Genomic DNA, 16,787 nt, shown 5'->3' on the forward strand with positions numbered 1-16,787 from the left:
GCGGCACCTCCGACCGCGCGGCACCGGCCCACCGGAGCCGGGCACTCCCCCTTTCGTCGTCCTGGCCCTCGGCCGACCGGCCGCCCCGCTCGCAGGACCGGCGCACCACGGAGCCGAGCGGCTGGTACGGGGCCATCGGCCCGTGTGACCGGGCCGTCGTCGGTGGACGGTGTGGGCGGGGGTGGCTGGGTCAGCGGCCGTCGTAGCCGGCGGTCGGCATGGAGAGGCGGCGGTGCACGTGGGCCTTCATCTGGGCGTCGTACGCGGGCTCGGCCTGGCCCACCGTCTCCACCCGGACCCCGCGTCGCGCGCACTCCGCGGTGAACTCCTCCACGGAGGACAGCGCCCGCTCCAGCACCCGCCGGCTGGGCGCGACGAACAGGTCCACGCCCGGGCGCACTCCCTCCCACAGGGCGAGGTGGTCGGCCCGCAGCCCCCGGACGAGCAGTTCCCGCGCGATCACGTAACCGTGCTCGGCCGCCCAGCGGGCGCACATCGCGTGCTGGCCGCGGGAGTCCACCAGGAAGGGGTCGTCGTTCAGCTCCTCCAGGGGTGTCAGGCTCGCGATCGCCGTGACGCGGACGGCCGCCGGAGCGCCCCCGCCGGGGGCATCCCGCACTTCTCCCATGGCGTCCCCCCTCACCTCCGGGTTTCCGCCGCCGACCCTACTCCTGCCCGTAGGCTCAGGGGGAGTCGCACGAAGGAGGCAAAGAAGTGCCGGTGGAGATCACCTGGTGGGGTCACGCCACCTGCACGGTCGAGGACTCGGACGTCCGCGTGCTGACCGATCCCCTGTTCGCCCGCCGGCTCGCGCACCTGCGCCGCCGCCGCGGCGCGCCACCGCCGCCCACCGCCTGGCACGCGGACGTGGCCCTGGTCTCCCACCTGCACGCCGACCATCTGCACGTACCTTCCCTGGCCCGGCTGGAGCCGGGCACGCGCCTGCTGGTGCCCCGGGGCGCACTCGGGGCGGTCGCGGGACTGCGCCGGCTCGCCCACCTGCGGATCACCGAGGTGACGCCCGGTGACCGGGTCGAGGTCGGCGGTGTCGTCGTACGGGTGGTGCCGGCCCGGCACGACGGGCGCCGGCTGCCGGTCGGGCGGCACCGTTCGCCGGCGCTCGGCTACGTCGTCGAGGGCGAGGCGCGGACGTACTTCGCCGGGGACACCGGCCTGTTCGAGACGATGGCCGAGGAGGTCGGGCCGGTCGACGCGGCGCTGCTGCCGGTGGGCGGCTGGGGACCGTACCTCGGCGCGGGGCATCTGGACGCGGGACGGGCGGCGCAGGCGCTGGCCCGGCTGGCGCCGGGGAGCGCAGTGCCGGTGCACTACGGCACGTACTGGCCGATCGGGATGGACGCCGTGCGCCCCCATGAGTTCCATGCGCCGGGTGACGAGTTCGCGCGCCTCGCCGCCGAGCGTGCGCCGGGGGTCGCGGTGCACCGGCTCGGGCACGGGGAGAGCGTGCGCCTGGAGGGCGCCCGGTGATACGTGTCGCCGCCGCCGTGACCTCGGTGGTGCCGCCCGAGTCCACCCAGCAGGCGCTCGGGTATCCCTCGCTGTTCCTGCTGGTGCTGATCGGGGCGCTGGTGCCGGTGGTGCCGACGGGCGCGCTGGTCAGTTCGGCGGCGGTGGTCGCCCTGCACCAGACGGCGCCGTTCTCGCTGGCGCTGGTGTTCCTGACGGCGTCGCTGGCCGCGTTCCTCGGGGACGCGGCGCTGTACTGGCTGGGGCGGCGCGGGCTGGGGTCGAGGAACGGTTCGCGCTGGCTGGAGGCGATCCGCACGCGCGCCCCGGAGGACCGGCTCACGCAGGCGCAGCGGAAGCTGACCGAGCACGGGGTCGCGGTCCTGGTCCTGTCCCGCCTCGTCCCGGCGGGCCGCATACCGGTGATGCTGGCCTGCCTGCTGGCGAAGTGGCCGCTGCGCCGCTTCTCCCGCGGCAATCTCCCCGCGTGCCTGGCCTGGGCGGTGACGTACCAGCTGATCGGCATCCTCGGCGGCTCCCTGTTCGAGGAGCCCTGGGAAGGCGTGGTCAGCGCGATCGCGCTGACCGTCCTGCTGGGCGCCGCCCCCTCCGTCTGGCGCCGCCTGCGCCGGCTGATCCCGGTCCACCGCTCGCACTGACCTCGGCGGGGGCTCCGAACGCGTGGGGGCGGCGACCGGCCGCTACTCCAGGACCCGGGAGGCGCCCACCGGAAGGTCCCACAGCCGTTCCCGGGGAAGGCCGGCCTCCTGCCAGGCCCTGCGGACCCGGGTCAGGGGTTCCAGGAGGGGTTCGGCGGAGAGGACGAAGGTGCCCCAGTGCATGGGCGCCATGTGCCGGGCGCCGAGGTCCTGGACGGCCTGGACGGCTTCCTCCGGGTCGCAGTGGACGTCGCTGAGCCACCAGCGGGGGTCGTAGGCGCCGATGGGGAGCAGGGCGAGGTCGATGCCGGGGTAGCGGCGGCCGATGCGGGAGAACCAGTGGCCGTAGCCCGTGTCGCCGGCGAAGTACACGCGCTGCCCGTCGGGGTCGGTGAGCACCCAGCCGCCCCACAGGCTGCGGCAGGTGTCGGTGAGGGTGCGCTTGGACCAGTGGTGGGCGGGGACGAAGTCGAGGCGGACTCCGGACAGTTCGGCCGCCTCCCACCAGTCCAGTTCGGTGACGCGGGTGAACCGGCGCCGCTGGAACCAGCGGCCGAGTCCGGCCGGCACGAACACCGGGGTATCGCGCGGGAGTCGGCGCAGGGTGGGCGCGTCCAGGTGGTCGTAGTGGTTGTGGCTGATGACGACCGCGTCGACGGGCGGCAGCGCCTCCCAGGCCACGCCGACGGGCGTGACCCGGGCCGGGGTGCCGATGATGCGGCGGGACCACACCGGGTCGGTCAGCACGGTCAGCCCGCCGATCCGGACCACCCAGCTCGCGTGCCCCGCCCAGCTGACGGCGACGGTACGGGTGTCCACGCGGGGCAGATCGGCGGGCCGGTACGGCAGCAGCGGGATGTCGGCGAGGGCCTCCTTGTCCGGCCGCAGGGCGCCCTCGCGGGCGAACCGGGCGAAGGCCTTCAGGCCGGGCAGCGGGGCGGTGAGCCGGTCGTGGAAGGTGCGCGGCCACACCCGCCGCTCCGCCAGCGGCCGGGGTTCGGCCAGCGGCGGGAACGGGGCGGGCGGGGAGGTCAGGAGGGACGAGGCCGCGGGATCGTCGGCCTCCTGGGCGGGGGTGCTCGTGGACGTGGTCGACTCGGACTGCTGCGTCATCGAGGGGGCTCCCATCGCTGAGCGTCGTCGCGGAGATCGTCGAGTACCGACCTCAAGGAGAGCAACGCGCGTTGCACGTGTGGCAGTTCCAACGGCTCGGGGGACAGGAGGCATTCCGCGCGTTCCTCGTCGGTGCGGCCGAGGAGTTCCGCGGTGGACAGCCGCACGCGCAGCGCGCCGAGGTCGTCGCCGAAGCGGTGGCCGCCGTGCACGGGCAGTTCCAGGCGGGTGGTGAGGAAGTCCTCCAACTCCTGTGCGTCGCCGACCGCGTGGGCGTCGAACGCGGAGCGCAGCGGGCCGAGGTCGGCGTAGAGGTGGCGGCCGGCCTGCGGCGGCAGGGCGAGCGCGCCCGCGGCGACCAGGGCCGCGTGGACGGCCCGCGCCACGCGTGCGTGCAGGCGTACCGAGGCCGCCAGGCGCGCGGTGACCGGCCCGGGTTCGTCGAGGACGCGGGCGGCCGCGGCGGCGACCGGTTCGGCGACACGGGCGTCCAGTGCGGTGAGGACGTCGAGCACCCGCGCGTGCAGGGCCTCGCCGGTGGCGCCGGCGGGGAAGCGGGCGATCGCGGCGGGCCAGCCGGCGGGCAGGAACGGGCCGGCGAGGTCGGTGACGACGGTGACCCGGTCGGGCAGCATCTCGGCGGGACTGAGCAGCACCGTCTCGTGCGGCGCGTGCACGGTGTCGCGCCAGGTCTCGTCGCTGACCAGGTGCAGTCCCTCGGCCGTGGCGGCCTCGACGGTCTCGTGCAGCACCTCCGGCGGTGCCACGGTGGCGGTGGGGTCGTCGGCGACGGACAGCACGAGCAGCCGGGGGTCGCCGCCCTCGGCGCGGACTCGGCGGACGGTCTCCAGCAGGGCGTACGGGTCGGGGACACCGCCGCACTCGGCCGGCGTCGCCACGGGGAAGGCGGGGGTGCCCAGCAGGCGCGCGTACGGCGCCCACCAGGCCGCGCAGGGCCGGGGCACCAGGACGTCGCCGCCGAGCGTGGCGGTCAGCGCGAGCAGCAGGGCGGGTGCGCCGGGTGCGGCCGCCACCCGGCCGGGCCGGGTGGGCAGTCCGCGTCGCAGCCAGTACCCGCAGGCGGCGTCCAGCAGTTCGGTGCCGCCGCCGATCGGTCCGCGCCGGGTCCGGTTCGCGGCCCCGGCGAGCGCGGCGGACACCTCCGGCAGCACCGGCAGTCCGTCGTCGGGGAGGGCCGACGGACCGTAGCGGACGGGGCCGTGGCCTTCCGGGTCCGTCCGCCGCATGGGTACCTCCGCGAAGATGCCGTGCGGCACCGCCGAGTCGTGCCGCCGCCGGGTCCGTACCGGCCGCGTGCGCCCGGCCCGCCACCCGGTGTCCGGGGGCGGGTCCGTCCGCACGGCGCCGGCCGTGCCTTCGGGGCTCCGTGTACCCAGGGCGGCGCCGTCCCAAGGCCACCCGGCCGGCTCGGGCTGGTCACACGGGCCCGCGTCCCCGCACGGCCTCCGGCTGCCCGGTCAGGCCTCGGCCCGCCCGCGCCGCCACACCCGGTGGACCGCCCCGCCGAGCGCCGCCGCGATCAGCGCGCCGCCGCCGATCAGGGCCGGCAGGGAACCGGTGAACGAACCGCCCGCACCGGCCTGCACACCGTGCTGCGCCGCCTCGCGTGAGGGGTCGCGGCCCGCGGGGTCGCGGTCAGCGCCGTTGCCGAACTGGCCGCGGGAGGAGTCCCACGAGCCGTCGTCACGGGACGGGCCGCTGGAGTCCGGACCTCGGGACGGGGCGCGGGAAGGGTCGCGGGAGGGGTCCCGGGAGTCCTGCGGCCGGGAGGGGTCGTAGGGGGCGTTGGGGCCCTGCGGGATCTGGGGTCCGAACGAATCCTGCGGCCGGGAAGGGGCGACGGAGGCGTTCGGGCCCGGCAGGACCTGGGTTCCGAACGAGTCCTGCGGCCGGGAAGGGTCGTAGGGGGCGTTGGGGCCCGGCAGGACCTGGGTTCCGAACAAGTCCTGCGGCCGGGAAGAGTCGACGGAGGCGTTCGGGCCCGGCAGGACCTGAGGTCCGAACGAATCCTGCGGCCGGGAAGGGTCGGAGGAGCCGTTGAGATCCGGCGCGACCTGGGTCCGGGAAGGGTCGTAGGCGGGTACGTCGCGGAACGTCTCGCGGGCCGGATCGCGCGGGACCTGGCCGGGGGCCGGGTCGCGGGGCGGGATCTGCGCGGTCCGGCCCGGGGCGGGGTCACGGGGCGACGACTGCCCGAACCGGCCCGAAGCCGGGTCACGGAGCGAGAACTGCCCGGACTCGGGGCGGAACGGGTCGTTGGCCGGCGCGTCCTTGAGGTCCGGGTCCCGCGACGTGTCCGCCGGGGCCTGGGCCGGTGCCGCGGCCGCCGCGTCGCGGAGGGCGCCCCCGGACGGCCTGGCGCGGGCAGCGTCCGACGGGACAGCGCCCCCGGACAGTCTGGCGCGGGCCGTACCGGACGGGACATCGGACGCCCCACCGCGCCTGTCAGCGCCGGATCCGGCTGCCGGCGCGCAGGCCTCGTCCGCGGCGCGCAAGGCGGCACCGTCCGGGCCGCACACGACGGTGACGGCGGCGCCCTCGCCGGTCCGCGGGGCGTGGGCGGTGTGCGCGGCGTGCCGCAGGGCGGGGGGACGAGCGTGCGCGCCGACCGGCGCGACCGGGCTCGCGAAGGCGGCCGACGCGGCGCCGCCCGCTATGGCTCCGGCCAGGACGGCGACGGGCAGGGCGCGGGGGACGGTACGGCGCATGAGCGGGGCTCCTTGGAACCGACGGCGGCTGGCGGCACGGGTTCGTGCCCTTCGCTGCCATCTCAGCCGCTGGGGCCGCGGGTCGCGCGCGGCCGAGCCCCATTGGCGGGACACCGACGACCTATCGAGTGACGCCGGCGGCCCGACCCGGAAGCGGGTCCGACCCGGAAGCGGGTCCGACCCGGAAGCGGGTCCGCCCCTACACGCCCTCCCGCATCACCTGCTCCCGCAGCCGGTCGCAGCACCGGTTGATCAGCCGGGACACGTGCATCTGCGAGATGCCCAGTTGCTCGGCGATCCGGCTCTGCGTCATGTCGCCGAAGAACCGCATGTACAGGATGGCCCGCTCCCGTTCGGGCAGCGCCGCCAGCCGCGGCCTGACCGACTCGCGGTCCACCACGGTGTCCAGGGCCGGGTCGGACGAGCCCAGGCTGTCGCTCAGGGAGTAGCCGTCCTCGCTGCCGGGCAGTTCCGCGTCGAGCGAGAGGGCGGTGAAGCTCTCCAGCGCCTCCTGCCCGATCCGCACCTCCTCCTCGCTGAGGTGGGCGTGCTCGGCGATCTCGGCGACGGTGGGGCCGCGGCCGGAGATCGTCCGGGAGAGGTCCTGGGAGGCGAAGCGGACCCGGTTGCGCAGCTCCTGCACCCGGCGCGGGACGTGCACCGTCCACATGTGGTCGCGGAAGTGCCGTTTGATCTCACCCGTGATGGTGGGGACGGCGTAGCTCTCGAAGGCGTTGCCGCGCCCGGGATCGTAGCGGTCGACCGCCTTGACCAGGCCGAGCGCGGCGACCTGGCGCAGGTCCTCGGAGCTCTCGCCGCGGCTGCGGAACCGGCCGGCGAGCCGTTCGGCCATCGGCAGCCAGGCCTCGACAACCTCGTCGCGGACCTCGTTGCGCCGCTCCCCCGGGGGGAGTGCGGCGAGCCGGCGGAAGGCTTCCGCGGTGTCGGGGGCGTCGTCGTGGGGGTGGTGCCTGGCGCTCGCTCGCGTTGGCATGGTGCGTCGCAGCTCCCTCGCGGTCCTCTCGGGTGGACGGTCACCGTGGGAACGCGGGCGCGTGGACCGGACGGCCGCGCGTGGCGGCGTGTCGCGCCGCTGCCACGGGCGTGCCTCCAGTCCGAAGCACTGGCTCCGCGTCTGCCCCCGGTCCCGGGCGCCAAACACGCCGCTGCGGCGGGCAGGACACCGGCCGCCCCCGGGTGTCATCCCGTCCCGGAAAACCGGTGTCGGCTCCCCGCGCACGGGTACGCGGTGGCCACCCCCGACGATCTGGAGGGAGACATGCAGCGAGGCAGTGACCGGCTGAGTGTCCACCGTGACGACGAGATGAAGCACGAGCTGCAGGGGCTTCTGAGGTCCGGCCATCCCACGCGGAGCGAGGAGTGGCACGACCCGGAGCCGACCGCCGAGGACGATCCGGAGGTGTGGGGCGGACCGGTGGCGCCGGGCGGCTCCCGGGCGTCCCTGGAGACCGTCCGCCTGGAACTGGCCAGGATCCTGGGCCGCAGTGCCTTTCCCGCGGGTCCGGGCGAGCTGACCCGCCAGCTCCGGCGCAAGAACGCGCCCGACACGCTGATCGAGGCGCTCCAGCGACTGCCGCACAAGGCGCGCTACGCCAACGTGCAGGAGCTGGCCCGGGAGCTGACGCACACCGAGGCGCCCGCCCGGGAGGAGCGCGCGTAGGCCCGTGCCCGGGGGACGCCGCGGCCGGCGCCACGAGAGAAAGGCGCCCCGGGGACGGCAGGGCCCGTCCCCGGGGCGGCGAAAGGACGTTGAGGCATCATGCGCATCGCATTTCTGACCGCGCCCGAGGGCGTGGAACAGGTCGAGCTCACCGAACCGTGGAAGGCGGCGAAGGACGCCGGTCACGAGACGGTGCTCGTCTCGACGAGGTCCGGGGAGATCCAGGCCTTCGACCATCTGGACAAGGCCGACAGGTTCCCGGTGGACGCGGTCGTCGGCGAGGCCTCCCCGGACTCCTTCGACGCGCTGGTCCTGCCGGGCGGCGTGGCCAACCCGGACTTCCTGCGGATGGACGAGAAGGCGGTGGCGTTCGTGGGGGCGTTCTTCGCGCAGGGCCGTCCGGTGGCCGCGATCTGCCACGCGCCGTGGACGCTGGTCGAGGCGAATGTCGTACGGGGCCGGGTGCTGACCTCGTGGCCGAGTCTGCGGACGGACATCCGCAACGCGGGCGGCATCTGGGTCGACGAGCAGGTGAAGATCTGCGACCACGGCCCGAACAAGCTGATCACGAGCCGCAAGCCGGACGATCTGAAAGCGTTCTGCGAGGCTTTCCTCGACGTCCTCACCGAGAAGGCCGGCTGACCGGCCGGCGTCCGGGACCTTCTTCAGATGCGGGGAGTCGCCGACTCCCCGCATCCGCGTTCCCGGGCCCCCTCGCGGGTGCGGCCGGCGGCGACCGGGCGGCGCGGGTTGCGGCGCAGGTACTCGCCCTCGAGCTGTGCCATGCGTTCGTTGTGGGCGCGCAGCGCGTCGTTCGAGCCGTACAGCAGCGTGTCGTGGCGCGTGCGGTGGATCGTCTCCAGCTCCTTCATCAGCTGCTGGTCGTCCAGCCGTCCCGGGTCGACTCCGTTCATGGTGGTGCCCCGTTCGTCGTGTTCGTACCTGCGGTCCGGGTACCCGCCCGGCGTGCGGCGCCACCGAACGGTCCCCGGGAGGGAGCCATGGATCTCGCCTTTCTGCATCCACTGTACGAACAGCCGGGCCCCTGGGCCTCCGTGTACGTCGACACCTCGCGGCACGCGGAGGACACGGCCCACCAGCTGGAGCTGACGGCCCGGGCCATGGGGCGCGAGCTGGCACGGCAGGGCGCGGACGAGGCCACCTGCCGAGCGGTGGAGGAGGCCGTACGGGAGCTTCGCCACGTCCCCGATCCGCACGGGCGGGTGCTGTTCGCGCGGGCCGGCGCGGTCGTGCTCGACCCGCTGCTGGCCCGCCCGCCGCGGGGCGGCAGCCGGGCGGAGTGGGCGCCGCTGCCGCGCGTGGCGCCGCTGCTGGACCTGGCGGGTGAGGATCCGGTCGCGATCGTCGCGTACGTCGACCGCAGGGGCGCGGACTTCGAGCTGCGCAGCTCGCTGGGCCGGGAGGACGCGGGGACGGTGGTGGGACTGGAGTGGCCCATCCACCGGACGGGCGGTGTGGACTGGTCGGAGCGGCACTTCCAGCTGAAGGTGGAGAACACCTGGGAGCACAACGCGGCGGAGATCGCCGACGCGCTCAGCGTCTGCCAGGAGGAGACGGATGCCGACCTGCTGATCCTGGTCGGCGAGGAACGGGAGCGGCGCGAGGTGCGCGAGCGGCTGCCGAAGCGGCTGCACGACCGCGTGGCGGAGGCCGCCCACGGCACCGGCAGCCGGCTGCTGGACGAGGACGTGGAGCGGATCCGCGCCGAGCACGTGCACCGGCGTGTCGAGTCCGAGCTGGACCGGTTCCGCGCGGCCAGGACGCCGGACGACGAGGGCCGGTCGGGGGCCGCCGAGGGGGTGTCCGCGCTGGTCGAGGCGGCCCGCGAGCACCGTCTTGAGGAACTGCTGATCCGCCCGGACGGCGCCGACGCCCACCGCGAGGTGTGGATCGGCGAGGACGCCGACCAGCTGGCCGTGCGCCGTACGGAGCTGAAGGCCCTCGGCGAGCGGCACTCCTGGCCGGCCCGGGCCGACGACGCCCTGCTCCGCTCGGCGGTCTGCCAGGACGCCACGGCCCTGTCCCTGGACCCCGCCGCCGCCGGCGAGGACGTGCCGACGGGCGGTCTGGGCGCCGTCCTGCGCCGGCAGTGAGCGGCCCGGCGGCGGCAGACGTGCGTTACCGCGCCCGCCGCACCCGCCGTTCGTCCCACACCGGCTCCGGGGTCTCGCGGACCCGGCCGTCGCTGCCGAAGACCAGGAACCGGTCGAAGGAGCGCGCGAACCAGCGGTCGTGGGTGACCGCGAGGACCGTGCCCTCGAAGGCCTCCAGGCCTTCCTGGAGGGCCTCGGCGGAATCCAGGTCGAGGTTGTCGGTCGGCTCGTCCAGGAGCAGGGCGGTGGCACCCGCCAGCTCCAGCAGCAGGATCTGGAACCGGGCCTGCTGGCCGCCGGAGAGCCGGTCGAAGGTCTGCTCGGCCTGGCCGGTCAGTTCGTAGCGGCGCAGCCGGGACATGGCGGCACCGCGGTCCTGGGAGTGCTCCTTCCACAGGATGTCCAGCAGGGTGCGGCCCACCAGCTCGGGGTGTGCGTGGGTCTGGGCGAAGTGCCCGGGGACCACCCGTGCGCCGAGCTTCCACATGCCGGTGTGCGCCACGTCCTCGCCGGCCAGCAACCGCAGGAAGTGCGACTTGCCGGAGCCGTTGGAGCCGAGCACCGCGACGCGTTCGCCGTAGAAGACCTCCAGGTCGAAGGGCTGCATCAGGCCGGTCAGCTCCAGGCTCTGGCAGGTGACGGCCCGGACGCCGGTGCGGCCGCCCTTCAGGCGCATGCGGATGTCCTGCTCACGCGGCGGCTCCGGCGGCGGACCGGCCTCCTCGAACTTGCGCAGCCGGGTCTGGGCGGCCTGGTAGCGGGAGGCCAGTTCATGGCTGACGGTGGCGGCCTGCCGCAGGTTCAGCACCAGCTTCTTCAGCTGCGCGTGCTTCTCGTCCCAGCGCCTGCGCAACTCCTCGAAGCGGGCGAAGCGCTCGCGCCGGGCCTCGTGGTAGGTGGCGAAACCGCCGCCGTGCACCCAGGCGTCGGCGCCGGCCGGGCCGGGTTCGAGGGAGACGATCCGGTCGGCGGCGCGGGCGAGGAGTTCACGGTCGTGGGAGACGAACAGCACCGTCTTGCGGGTCTCCTTCAGACGCTCCTCCAGCCAGCGCTTGCCGGGCACGTCGAGGTAGTTGTCCGGCTCGTCGAGCAGCAGCACCTCGTCCGTGCCGCGCAGCAGCGCCTCCAGCACCAGCCGCTTCTGCTCGCCGCCGGACAGCGTGCGCACCTGCCGCCACTGCGCCTTGTCGTAGGGCATGCCGAGCGCGGCCGTGGTGCACATGTCCCACAGTGTCTCGGCCTCGTAGCCGCGCGCCTCCGCCCAGTCGGCCAGCGCCTGCGCGTAGCGGAGCTGGGCGGCCTCGTCGTCGACGGTCATGATGGCGTGCTCGGCCGCGTCGACGGCCCGCGCGGCCTCCCTCACCCGCGGCGACGCGACCGACACGAGCAGGTCGCGCACGGTCGTCTCGTCCCGCACCGACCCCACGAACTGCCGCATCACACCGAGACCGCCGCTGACGGTCACGGTGCCGCCGTGCGGCTTCAGCTCGCCGGAGACCATGCGGAGCAGGGTGGTCTTGCCCGCGCCGTTGGGTCCGACGAGGGCCACGGCGGCCCCCTCGCCCACCCGGAAGGACACATCGCCGAGCAGCGTCCTCCCGTCGGGAAGGCTGTACTCCAGGTGCGCGGCTTCCAGATGTCCCATGGTCAGGCATTCTGGTCGCGACCGCGCGGGCCGGGCAAACGCTTATCCGAAGTCCACGGGCCGTCCCGCCGGGCCGCTCTCCCGCGCCGGGGTGACGATCGCGTCCGCCCACGTCAGGGCCGTCCATCCGGCGTCGGCCGAGCCCTGGAGGACCACCACGCCGGTGTTCTCCAGGGGGTGGGTGGCGGCGAACTCCGCGTCGAGGTTGCGGGCGCGGACCGCGGTCCACAGGCGGATGGCCGCGCCGTGACTGACCATGGCGACGGTTCCGGCGCCGTCCGCGGTGGCCTCGGCGACGACGGCGTCGTAGCGGGCCAGTACCTCGGTGCCGCTCTCGCCGCCGGGAATACGCGTCCGGGGGTCACCGGCGGCCCAGCCCAGCAGCGTGCGCATGTAGATCTGTCCGCGCTCGGAGTCGCCCGGCTCCGTCTCCAGGTCGCCCGCCGACACCTCGCGGATGCCGTCGCGGACGATCACGTCGAGTCCGCGGACGGCGGCCAGGGGCCCGGCGGTGAGCTGGGTGCGGACCAGCGTGGAGGCGTAGAGCGCCTCGATGTCCTCGCCGGCGAGTGCCCCCGGCAGCGCGGCGGCCTGCCGTTCGCCGAGTTCGGTCAGGCCCGGCCCGGGGATCCGCGTGTCCAGCAGGTGGTCCACGTTGGAGGGGGTCTGGGCGTGGCGGATGAGGAGCAGACGCATGCAAGGGTCCCTACGACGGCCGGTGTGCCGCCCCGCGCACACAAGAAACGGCGACTTCAGGGTAACGGTGCCGGTATGAGCCCAGACGTCGACCTCACCGTCCCGAAGACCGGCGCCCGCGCCGTCCTGAAGCGCCTGACGGCGCTGGACGGCCGGCTGTTCGAGTTCGCGGCCGAGCGCCGCTGGCCCGGCGCCGGGCCCGTGCTGCCGAGGCTGAGCCGGGCCGCGAACCACGGCGTGCTGTGGTGCGCGGCGGCGGCCGCCATCTCCGCGAGCCGCACCCCGAGGGCCCGCCGGGCAGCCGTCCGCGGCCTGGCCTCCCTGAGCCTGGCGTCCCTGACCGTCAACACCCTGGGCAAGCGCTCGGTGCGCCGCGACCGGCCGGTCCTGGACCCCGTCCCGATCATGCGCCGGCTCAAGCGGCAGCCGTTCACCACGTCGTTCCCGTCCGGGCACGCGGCGTCCGCGGCCGCTTTCGCGACCGGCGTCGCCCTGGAGTCCCCGGCCTGGGGCGCGGCGGTGGCCCCGGTCGCCGCGTCGGTGGCGCTCTCGCGCGTCTACACCGGCGTCCACTTCCCGAGCGACGTGCTGGCGGGGGCCGCACTGGGCGCGGGCGTCGCGTTCGCGGCACGGGCCCTGGTGCCCACCCGCGCGCAGACCGGCCCGCCGCCCCACCCCCGCGCCGATCTGCCGGCGCTGCCCGGCGGCGCGGGCCTGGTGCTCGTGGCCAACCGGGCCTCCGGCACCGCGGACCGCGCCGGCGCGCTGCGGGACGTACTGCCGGAGGCGGACGTCGTCGAGTGCGAACCGGGAGAGGTCCAGGCCGAGCTGGAGAAGGCGGCGGACCGCGCCCGGGTGCTCGGGGTGTGCGGCGGCGACGGCACCGTGAACGCGGCCGCCGAGGTCGCCCTGCGGCGCGGCCTGCCGCTCGCGGTACTGCCCGGCGGCACGCTGAACCACTTCGCCTACGACCTCGGCGTGGAGGACGCGCGAGCTCTCGGCCGGGCCCTGGAGCATGGTCACGGCGTACGCGTGGACGTGGGCCGCTTCCGCTCCGGGAGCAAGCGGGGCGTCTTCCTCAACACCTTCAGCCTCGGCCTGTACCCGGAGCTGGTGCGCGAGCGCGAGCGCTGGGCCGGCCGGATCGGCGGCTGGCCGGCCGGGGTGCTGGCGGCGCTGAAGGTGCTGAGCGCCGACCGCCATCCGCTGCGGGCGGTGGTGCGGGGCCGCACCCACCCGCTGTGGCTGCTGTTCGCCGGAAACGGCACGTACCACCGCATGGGGCTCGCGCCGGGCCGCCGGCTCGACCTGACGGACGGAAAGCTCGACGTCCGGGTGGTGCACGGGGGCCGCAGGCCGGCGCTGCGCCTGCTGTCCGCGGCTCTGGCCGGCCCGCTGACCCGGTCCCCCGCCCACGCCGCGGTCCAGGTGAAGCGCCTGCGCCTGACCGGTGTCGCGCCCGGCACGCTGCTCGCCCACGACGGCGAGGTGACGGAGGTGGAGGACGATCTGTGGCTGGAGAAGCTGCCCGAGGCGCTGGCGGTGTACCGGCCGCTGCCCGGAGACTGACCACCCGCCCTCGTCTGTCCGGATGCTGAAATCGGGGGTCTCACCATCCGGCACGGAGGCGTACCGTGATCCGTACCGCCCGGGGCCGCGGGCCCACGGGGTCAGGGGACGAGAAGGGGTACAGCCATGCCGAAGCGGGAGACGGCCGTCTACACACACGGGCACCACGAGTCCGTGCTGCGTTCGCACACCTGGCGCACCGCCGCCAACTCCGCGGCCTACCTGCTCGGCTCGCTCCGGCCGCACATGAGGATCCTCGACATCGGCTGCGGTCCCGGCACCATCACCGCCGACCTGGCGGCCCTGGTCCCCCAAGGGCACGTCACGGGTGTCGACCGGGCGCCCGGCGTCCTGGAGCAGGCCCGCGCCACGGCCGCCGGGCGGGGCCTGACCAACGTCGACTTCGCGGTGGCCGACGTGCACGCCCTCGACCACCCCGATGACACGTTCTGCGTCGTCCACGCCCACCAGGTGCTCCAGCACGTGGGGGACCCCGTGCAGGCGCTGAGGGAGATGCGGCGGGTGACGAAGCCGGGCGGGTACGTCGCCGTCCGCGACGCGGACTACGCGGCGATGACCTGGTACCCGCGGGTGCCGGGGCTGGACGACTGGCTGGACCTGTACCGGCGGGTCGCCCGCGCCAACGGGGGCGAGCCGGACGCCGGACGCCGGCTGCGGTCCTGGGCGCTGGCGGCCGGCTTCACCGACGTCACGGCCACCTCCGGCACCTGGACCTACGCCACCGAGGACGAGCGCGCCTGGTGGAGCGGGCTCTGGGCCGACCGCACCCTGGCGTCGGCGTACGCCGAGCGCGCCGTCGCGGGCGGACACGTGACCAAGGAGCGGCTGCGGGCCGTGTCGGCGGCATGGCGGGAGTGGGGCGAGCGGCACGACGGCTGGTTCGCGGTCCTGCACGGGGAGATCCTGTGCCGCAAGGAGGGCTGATTCACCAGCTCTCCTTGCGGACCTCTCCCCCGTCGTTCCCGAAGCGTCACTCCCGGGGAAGCAGGGGTCCCAGCGGGCCGAGGTCCAGATTCAGGTCCTCGGGCCGCAGTCCGTACCGGTCGCGCAGCTCGGCCATGCGGTCCTCCAGGAGCATGAGCGTGAGACCGATCCGCTCCTCCTGCTCCTCGCTCAGGTCCCCCTCGTCGAAGCGGCGCAGTGCCTGCCGCTCCATGAGCTGGCGCAGCAGTTCCACGACGGTGAGCACGAGCTTCACCAGGTCCCGCTCGACCGTGTCGGGTTCCAGATCCAGTCGCTTGCGCGGGGCCACGGCTACTCCTCGAAGGGCGACGGCACTTGGGCGTTCACCGAGCTGATCAGCGCGTTCAGGTCGATGCGGACGAGGTCCACGTCGGCGATGCGCAGGGTGATGTCCCCGGTGATGACGACACCGCCGGCCAGCAGCCGGTCGAGCAGGTCGACCAGGGCGATCTCACGGCGTTCGACGACCGTCATGCCTCCTCCCCCGCGAAGGAGTACGCCGCCCAGGGCCCGGTGAGTTCCACGCGCAGCCCCGGCACGTCGTCCTTCGTGCGGTCCACGAGTTCCACGAACTCCTCGGAGTCGCCGCGCGGCACCAGGTAGGCGGCGTTGAGCACGTTCCGCCCCGTCGTGCCGCCGGAGAGGGCGGGGTGCTGCGGGGCGTGCAGCCGGGACTCCTCGGCGAAGGCGGAGAGCTGCTCGTGGAGCCGGGTCGCGAAGGTCTCCGCCTGCTGCCACAGGTCCTCGCCCGCCCGGGTCTGCTGCCGTCGCCGGCGCAGGTAGTCCCGGCCCGAGGCGGCCCTTGGCGCGGGCTGTGCGGCCTGCTGGGACTGCTCGGTCTCGGCGTAGATCTTCACGCCCCACTCCACACGCCCCTCCAGCCGGTCCAGGGTGCGGCGGATGTGGTCCTCGCGGGCCTCGATCATCGAGCGCACGGCGCTGTCGTCCCGGAAGACGGTGGCGAGCCTGAGCGGCAGCGGTGTGGTGACGACGGTCAGCGCGTCGACGACGCCCTGGTGGGCGCGGGCGGTGGCGGCGAGCCAGTCGAGGTCCTCCAGATGGGCGTGCAGCGGGTCCTCGCCGAAGTCACGCTCCGGCACCTCGCTGACGACGGCGACCAGGCCGTGGTGGTTGAGCTGCTTGGCCGGGGCGCCCGCCACCCCGGTCAGCTGCGCCTGGAGGGGCGCGCCGAGGGGCCGGCAGACGGCGTAGACGTACCGCAGTCCGGTCATGGTGCCTCCTTGCGGGCGCGGCCCTGGTCCACGCGGCCCCGGTCCAGACGGCCGGGCTCCGGGCGGCCACGGTCCAGCTCCAGTTCCTCCAGTCGCGCCAGCCGCTCGCGCAGCTCCGCGTTCTCCCGGGCGAGTTCGTCGCGGCGGGCGCGGGACGAGAGCGCCGGGTCGCTCTCCCACCAGTCGATGCCCATCTCCTTGGCCTTGTCGACCGAGGCGACGACGAGCCGGAGCTTGACGGTGAGCAGTTCGATGTCGAGCAGGTTGATGCGGATGTCGCCCGCGATGACGATGCCCTTGTCGAGCACGCGCTCGAGGATGTCGGCGAGGTTGGCCCCGCTGCTCGGGCCGTACGGTTCGGGCAGTCGGCTGGGCGTCGTCATCGGCGGCCCCCGCCCTCGGCGTACTCGTACTCGGGCTCCTCTTCTTCCTCGTCCTCGTACTCGGGCTCTCCCTCGTCCTCGGGCTCCCCGGGCTCGTACTCCTCGTCTTCCTCCGCCTCGGGCTCCTCCTCGGGCTCTTCCTCCTCGGCCTCGTACTCGCCGTTCTCCTCCTCCTCGTACGGCTGCTCCTCATCCTCGTATCCGGCCTCCTCCTCGGACTCCCGCTCCTCCTCGGCCACCGCGTCCTCGTGGCTGCGGACGACCTCGCCGTCGCGGATCTCGCCACGCCAGCCCTCGTCGGCCTCTCCCTTGAGGGTGACGAAGCGGACGTAGTTCTTCAGGTCCAGCCGGGCGCGGCGGCCCTGGGCCCGCCAGATGTTCCCGGTCTTCTCGAAGAAGCCGCTCGGGTAGTACTCCATCACCAGCAGGACCCGGGTGAGGTTCTCCTCGAGGCGGTGGAAGGAGACGACGCCCTTCGTGGTGCCCTTCGCTCCCTCCGACGTCCACTGGATGCG

Annotated in this window: 19 protein-coding genes and 1 pseudogene; 7 read left to right on the plus strand and 13 right to left on the minus strand. The window is 74.7% G+C overall.

What is annotated here, in order from left to right:
* Positions 1 to 190: 190 nt before the first annotated feature.
* On the minus strand, positions 191 to 628 hold the full coding sequence (locus ACWEK3_RS37845) for a hypothetical protein (RefSeq protein ID WP_361409684.1): 438 nt from the start codon (positions 626 to 628) through the stop codon (positions 191 to 193).
* A gap of 86 nt (positions 629 to 714) precedes the next feature.
* Here ACWEK3_RS37845 and ACWEK3_RS37850 point away from each other — a divergent pair, with 86 nt between their 5' ends.
* Together ACWEK3_RS37850 and ACWEK3_RS37855 are read left to right on the plus strand one after the other, a co-directional pair.
* Positions 715 to 1,488, plus strand: coding sequence for an MBL fold metallo-hydrolase (locus ACWEK3_RS37850; RefSeq protein ID WP_361409681.1), 774 nt, complete (start codon positions 715 to 717; stop codon positions 1,486 to 1,488).
* Positions 1,485 to 2,126 carry a DedA family protein gene (locus ACWEK3_RS37855; RefSeq protein ID WP_453251795.1) on the plus strand — a complete coding sequence of 214 codons (642 nt, stop codon included), beginning with the start codon at positions 1,485 to 1,487 and terminating at the stop codon, positions 2,124 to 2,126. Before ACWEK3_RS37850 ends, ACWEK3_RS37855 begins: the two co-directional genes overlap by 4 nt.
* Before the next feature lie 42 nt (positions 2,127 to 2,168).
* Here the strand turns inward: ACWEK3_RS37855 and ACWEK3_RS37860 are convergent, their stop codons facing one another.
* The 4 genes from ACWEK3_RS37860 to ACWEK3_RS37875 form a co-directional block, all read right to left on the minus strand.
* The gene (locus ACWEK3_RS37860) at positions 2,169 to 3,239 is read right to left on the minus strand and encodes an MBL fold metallo-hydrolase (RefSeq protein ID WP_453251796.1); all 1,071 of its coding nucleotides are present in this window, start codon (positions 3,237 to 3,239) and stop codon (positions 2,169 to 2,171) included.
* The gene (locus ACWEK3_RS37865) at positions 3,236 to 4,486 is read right to left on the minus strand and encodes an aminotransferase class I/II-fold pyridoxal phosphate-dependent enzyme (RefSeq protein WP_450543834.1); all 1,251 of its coding nucleotides are present in this window, start codon (positions 4,484 to 4,486) and stop codon (positions 3,236 to 3,238) included. The genes ACWEK3_RS37860 and ACWEK3_RS37865 overlap by 4 nt, the downstream gene beginning before the upstream one ends.
* A gap of 231 nt (positions 4,487 to 4,717) precedes the next feature.
* The gene (locus ACWEK3_RS37870; protein ID WP_453251797.1) at positions 4,718 to 5,968 is read right to left on the minus strand and encodes a hypothetical protein; all 1,251 of its coding nucleotides are present in this window, start codon (positions 5,966 to 5,968) and stop codon (positions 4,718 to 4,720) included.
* 199 nt (positions 5,969 to 6,167) lie between these two features.
* Positions 6,168 to 6,962, minus strand: a complete 795-nt coding sequence (locus tag ACWEK3_RS37875) for a SigB/SigF/SigG family RNA polymerase sigma factor (RefSeq protein ID WP_453251798.1) — start codon at positions 6,960 to 6,962, stop codon at positions 6,168 to 6,170.
* Positions 6,963 to 7,247: 285 nt separating this feature from the next.
* Between ACWEK3_RS37875 and ACWEK3_RS37880 the strand changes: the two genes are divergently transcribed.
* Positions 7,248 to 7,649: a DUF2795 domain-containing protein gene (locus ACWEK3_RS37880; protein WP_376552422.1), complete on the plus strand. Its 402-nt coding sequence runs from the start codon at positions 7,248 to 7,250 to the stop codon at positions 7,647 to 7,649.
* 99 nt (positions 7,650 to 7,748) lie between these two features.
* Positions 7,749 to 8,291: a type 1 glutamine amidotransferase domain-containing protein gene (locus ACWEK3_RS37885; protein WP_450543828.1), complete on the plus strand. Its 543-nt coding sequence runs from the start codon at positions 7,749 to 7,751 to the stop codon at positions 8,289 to 8,291.
* 23 nt (positions 8,292 to 8,314) lie between these two features.
* Here the strand turns inward: ACWEK3_RS37885 and ACWEK3_RS37890 are convergent, their stop codons facing one another.
* Complete coding sequence (locus tag ACWEK3_RS37890) at positions 8,315 to 8,563, minus strand: DUF6158 family protein (RefSeq protein WP_376406961.1); 249 nt, start codon at positions 8,561 to 8,563, stop codon at positions 8,315 to 8,317.
* A gap of 87 nt (positions 8,564 to 8,650) precedes the next feature.
* Here ACWEK3_RS37890 and ACWEK3_RS37895 point away from each other — a divergent pair, with 87 nt between their 5' ends.
* A complete protein-coding gene (locus tag ACWEK3_RS37895; RefSeq protein ID WP_453251799.1) occupies positions 8,651 to 9,763 on the plus strand; it encodes a baeRF2 domain-containing protein in 1,113 nt (370 codons plus the stop codon).
* A gap of 25 nt (positions 9,764 to 9,788) precedes the next feature.
* On the opposite strand, the gene ACWEK3_RS37900 is transcribed toward ACWEK3_RS37895, so the two are convergent.
* On the minus strand, positions 9,789 to 11,408 hold the full coding sequence (locus ACWEK3_RS37900; protein WP_450543824.1) for an ABC-F family ATP-binding cassette domain-containing protein: 1,620 nt from the start codon (positions 11,406 to 11,408) through the stop codon (positions 9,789 to 9,791).
* A gap of 42 nt (positions 11,409 to 11,450) precedes the next feature.
* Complete coding sequence (locus ACWEK3_RS37905) at positions 11,451 to 12,104, minus strand: histidine phosphatase family protein (protein WP_453251800.1); 654 nt, start codon at positions 12,102 to 12,104, stop codon at positions 11,451 to 11,453.
* A 75-nt stretch (positions 12,105 to 12,179) separates the two neighbouring features.
* Between ACWEK3_RS37905 and ACWEK3_RS37910 the strand changes: the two genes are divergently transcribed.
* Positions 12,180 to 13,673: a phosphatase PAP2 family protein gene (locus tag ACWEK3_RS37910; RefSeq protein ID WP_450543820.1), complete on the plus strand. Its 1,494-nt coding sequence runs from the start codon at positions 12,180 to 12,182 to the stop codon at positions 13,671 to 13,673.
* A 126-nt stretch (positions 13,674 to 13,799) separates the two neighbouring features.
* Positions 13,800 to 14,618: a class I SAM-dependent methyltransferase gene (locus tag ACWEK3_RS37915; RefSeq protein ID WP_453251801.1), complete on the plus strand. Its 819-nt coding sequence runs from the start codon at positions 13,800 to 13,802 to the stop codon at positions 14,616 to 14,618.
* 46 nt (positions 14,619 to 14,664) lie between these two features.
* On the opposite strand, the gene ACWEK3_RS37920 is transcribed toward ACWEK3_RS37915, so the two are convergent.
* The 5 genes and pseudogenes from ACWEK3_RS37920 to ACWEK3_RS37940 form a co-directional block, all read right to left on the minus strand.
* Positions 14,665 to 14,946, minus strand: a complete 282-nt coding sequence (locus ACWEK3_RS37920; protein WP_365428083.1) for a gas vesicle protein K — start codon at positions 14,944 to 14,946, stop codon at positions 14,665 to 14,667.
* A 2-nt stretch (positions 14,947 to 14,948) separates the two neighbouring features.
* Complete coding sequence (locus ACWEK3_RS37925) at positions 14,949 to 15,131, minus strand: gas vesicle protein (RefSeq protein ID WP_141356740.1); 183 nt, start codon at positions 15,129 to 15,131, stop codon at positions 14,949 to 14,951.
* Positions 15,128 to 15,889 carry a GvpL/GvpF family gas vesicle protein gene (locus ACWEK3_RS37930; protein WP_450543815.1) on the minus strand — a complete coding sequence of 254 codons (762 nt, stop codon included), beginning with the start codon at positions 15,887 to 15,889 and terminating at the stop codon, positions 15,128 to 15,130. Before ACWEK3_RS37930 ends, ACWEK3_RS37925 begins: the two co-directional genes overlap by 4 nt.
* Positions 15,886 to 16,272, minus strand: a complete 387-nt coding sequence (gvpJ, locus tag ACWEK3_RS37935) for a gas vesicle protein (RefSeq protein WP_390724703.1) — start codon at positions 16,270 to 16,272, stop codon at positions 15,886 to 15,888. The genes ACWEK3_RS37930 and gvpJ overlap by 4 nt, the downstream gene beginning before the upstream one ends.
* Positions 16,269 to 16,787 (minus strand): annotated as a pseudogene (locus tag ACWEK3_RS37940) (SRPBCC family protein); the annotation flags it as partial. The pseudogene ACWEK3_RS37940 and the gene gvpJ, both read right to left, overlap by 4 nt.

The organism is Streptomyces sp. NPDC004721 (assembly GCF_053601495.1).

Coding starts and splice junctions, on each gene's coding strand:
- ACWEK3_RS37860 (WP_453251796.1), bottom strand. CDS start 3,239: ATGACGCAGCAGTCCGAGTCGACCACGTCCACGAGCACCCCCGCCCAG.
- ACWEK3_RS37845 (WP_361409684.1), bottom strand. CDS start 628: ATGGGAGAAGTGCGGGATGCCCCCGGCGGGGGCGCTCCGGCGGCCGTC.
- ACWEK3_RS37915 (WP_453251801.1), top strand. CDS start 13,800: ATGCCGAAGCGGGAGACGGCCGTCTACACACACGGGCACCACGAGTCC.
- gvpJ (WP_390724703.1), bottom strand. CDS start 16,272: ATGACGACGCCCAGCCGACTGCCCGAACCGTACGGCCCGAGCAGCGGG.
- ACWEK3_RS37880 (WP_376552422.1), top strand. CDS start 7,248: ATGCAGCGAGGCAGTGACCGGCTGAGTGTCCACCGTGACGACGAGATG.
- ACWEK3_RS37900 (WP_450543824.1), bottom strand. CDS start 11,408: ATGGGACATCTGGAAGCCGCGCACCTGGAGTACAGCCTTCCCGACGGG.
- ACWEK3_RS37870 (WP_453251797.1), bottom strand. CDS start 5,968: ATGCGCCGTACCGTCCCCCGCGCCCTGCCCGTCGCCGTCCTGGCCGGA.
- ACWEK3_RS37905 (WP_453251800.1), bottom strand. CDS start 12,104: ATGCGTCTGCTCCTCATCCGCCACGCCCAGACCCCCTCCAACGTGGAC.
- ACWEK3_RS37875 (WP_453251798.1), bottom strand. CDS start 6,962: ATGCCAACGCGAGCGAGCGCCAGGCACCACCCCCACGACGACGCCCCC.
- ACWEK3_RS37865 (WP_450543834.1), bottom strand. CDS start 4,486: ATGCGGCGGACGGACCCGGAAGGCCACGGCCCCGTCCGCTACGGTCCG.
- ACWEK3_RS37890 (WP_376406961.1), bottom strand. CDS start 8,563: ATGAACGGAGTCGACCCGGGACGGCTGGACGACCAGCAGCTGATGAAG.
- ACWEK3_RS37895 (WP_453251799.1), top strand. CDS start 8,651: ATGGATCTCGCCTTTCTGCATCCACTGTACGAACAGCCGGGCCCCTGG.
- ACWEK3_RS37930 (WP_450543815.1), bottom strand. CDS start 15,889: ATGACCGGACTGCGGTACGTCTACGCCGTCTGCCGGCCCCTCGGCGCG.
- ACWEK3_RS37925 (WP_141356740.1), bottom strand. CDS start 15,131: ATGACGGTCGTCGAACGCCGTGAGATCGCCCTGGTCGACCTGCTCGAC.
- ACWEK3_RS37910 (WP_450543820.1), top strand. CDS start 12,180: ATGAGCCCAGACGTCGACCTCACCGTCCCGAAGACCGGCGCCCGCGCC.
- ACWEK3_RS37885 (WP_450543828.1), top strand. CDS start 7,749: ATGCGCATCGCATTTCTGACCGCGCCCGAGGGCGTGGAACAGGTCGAG.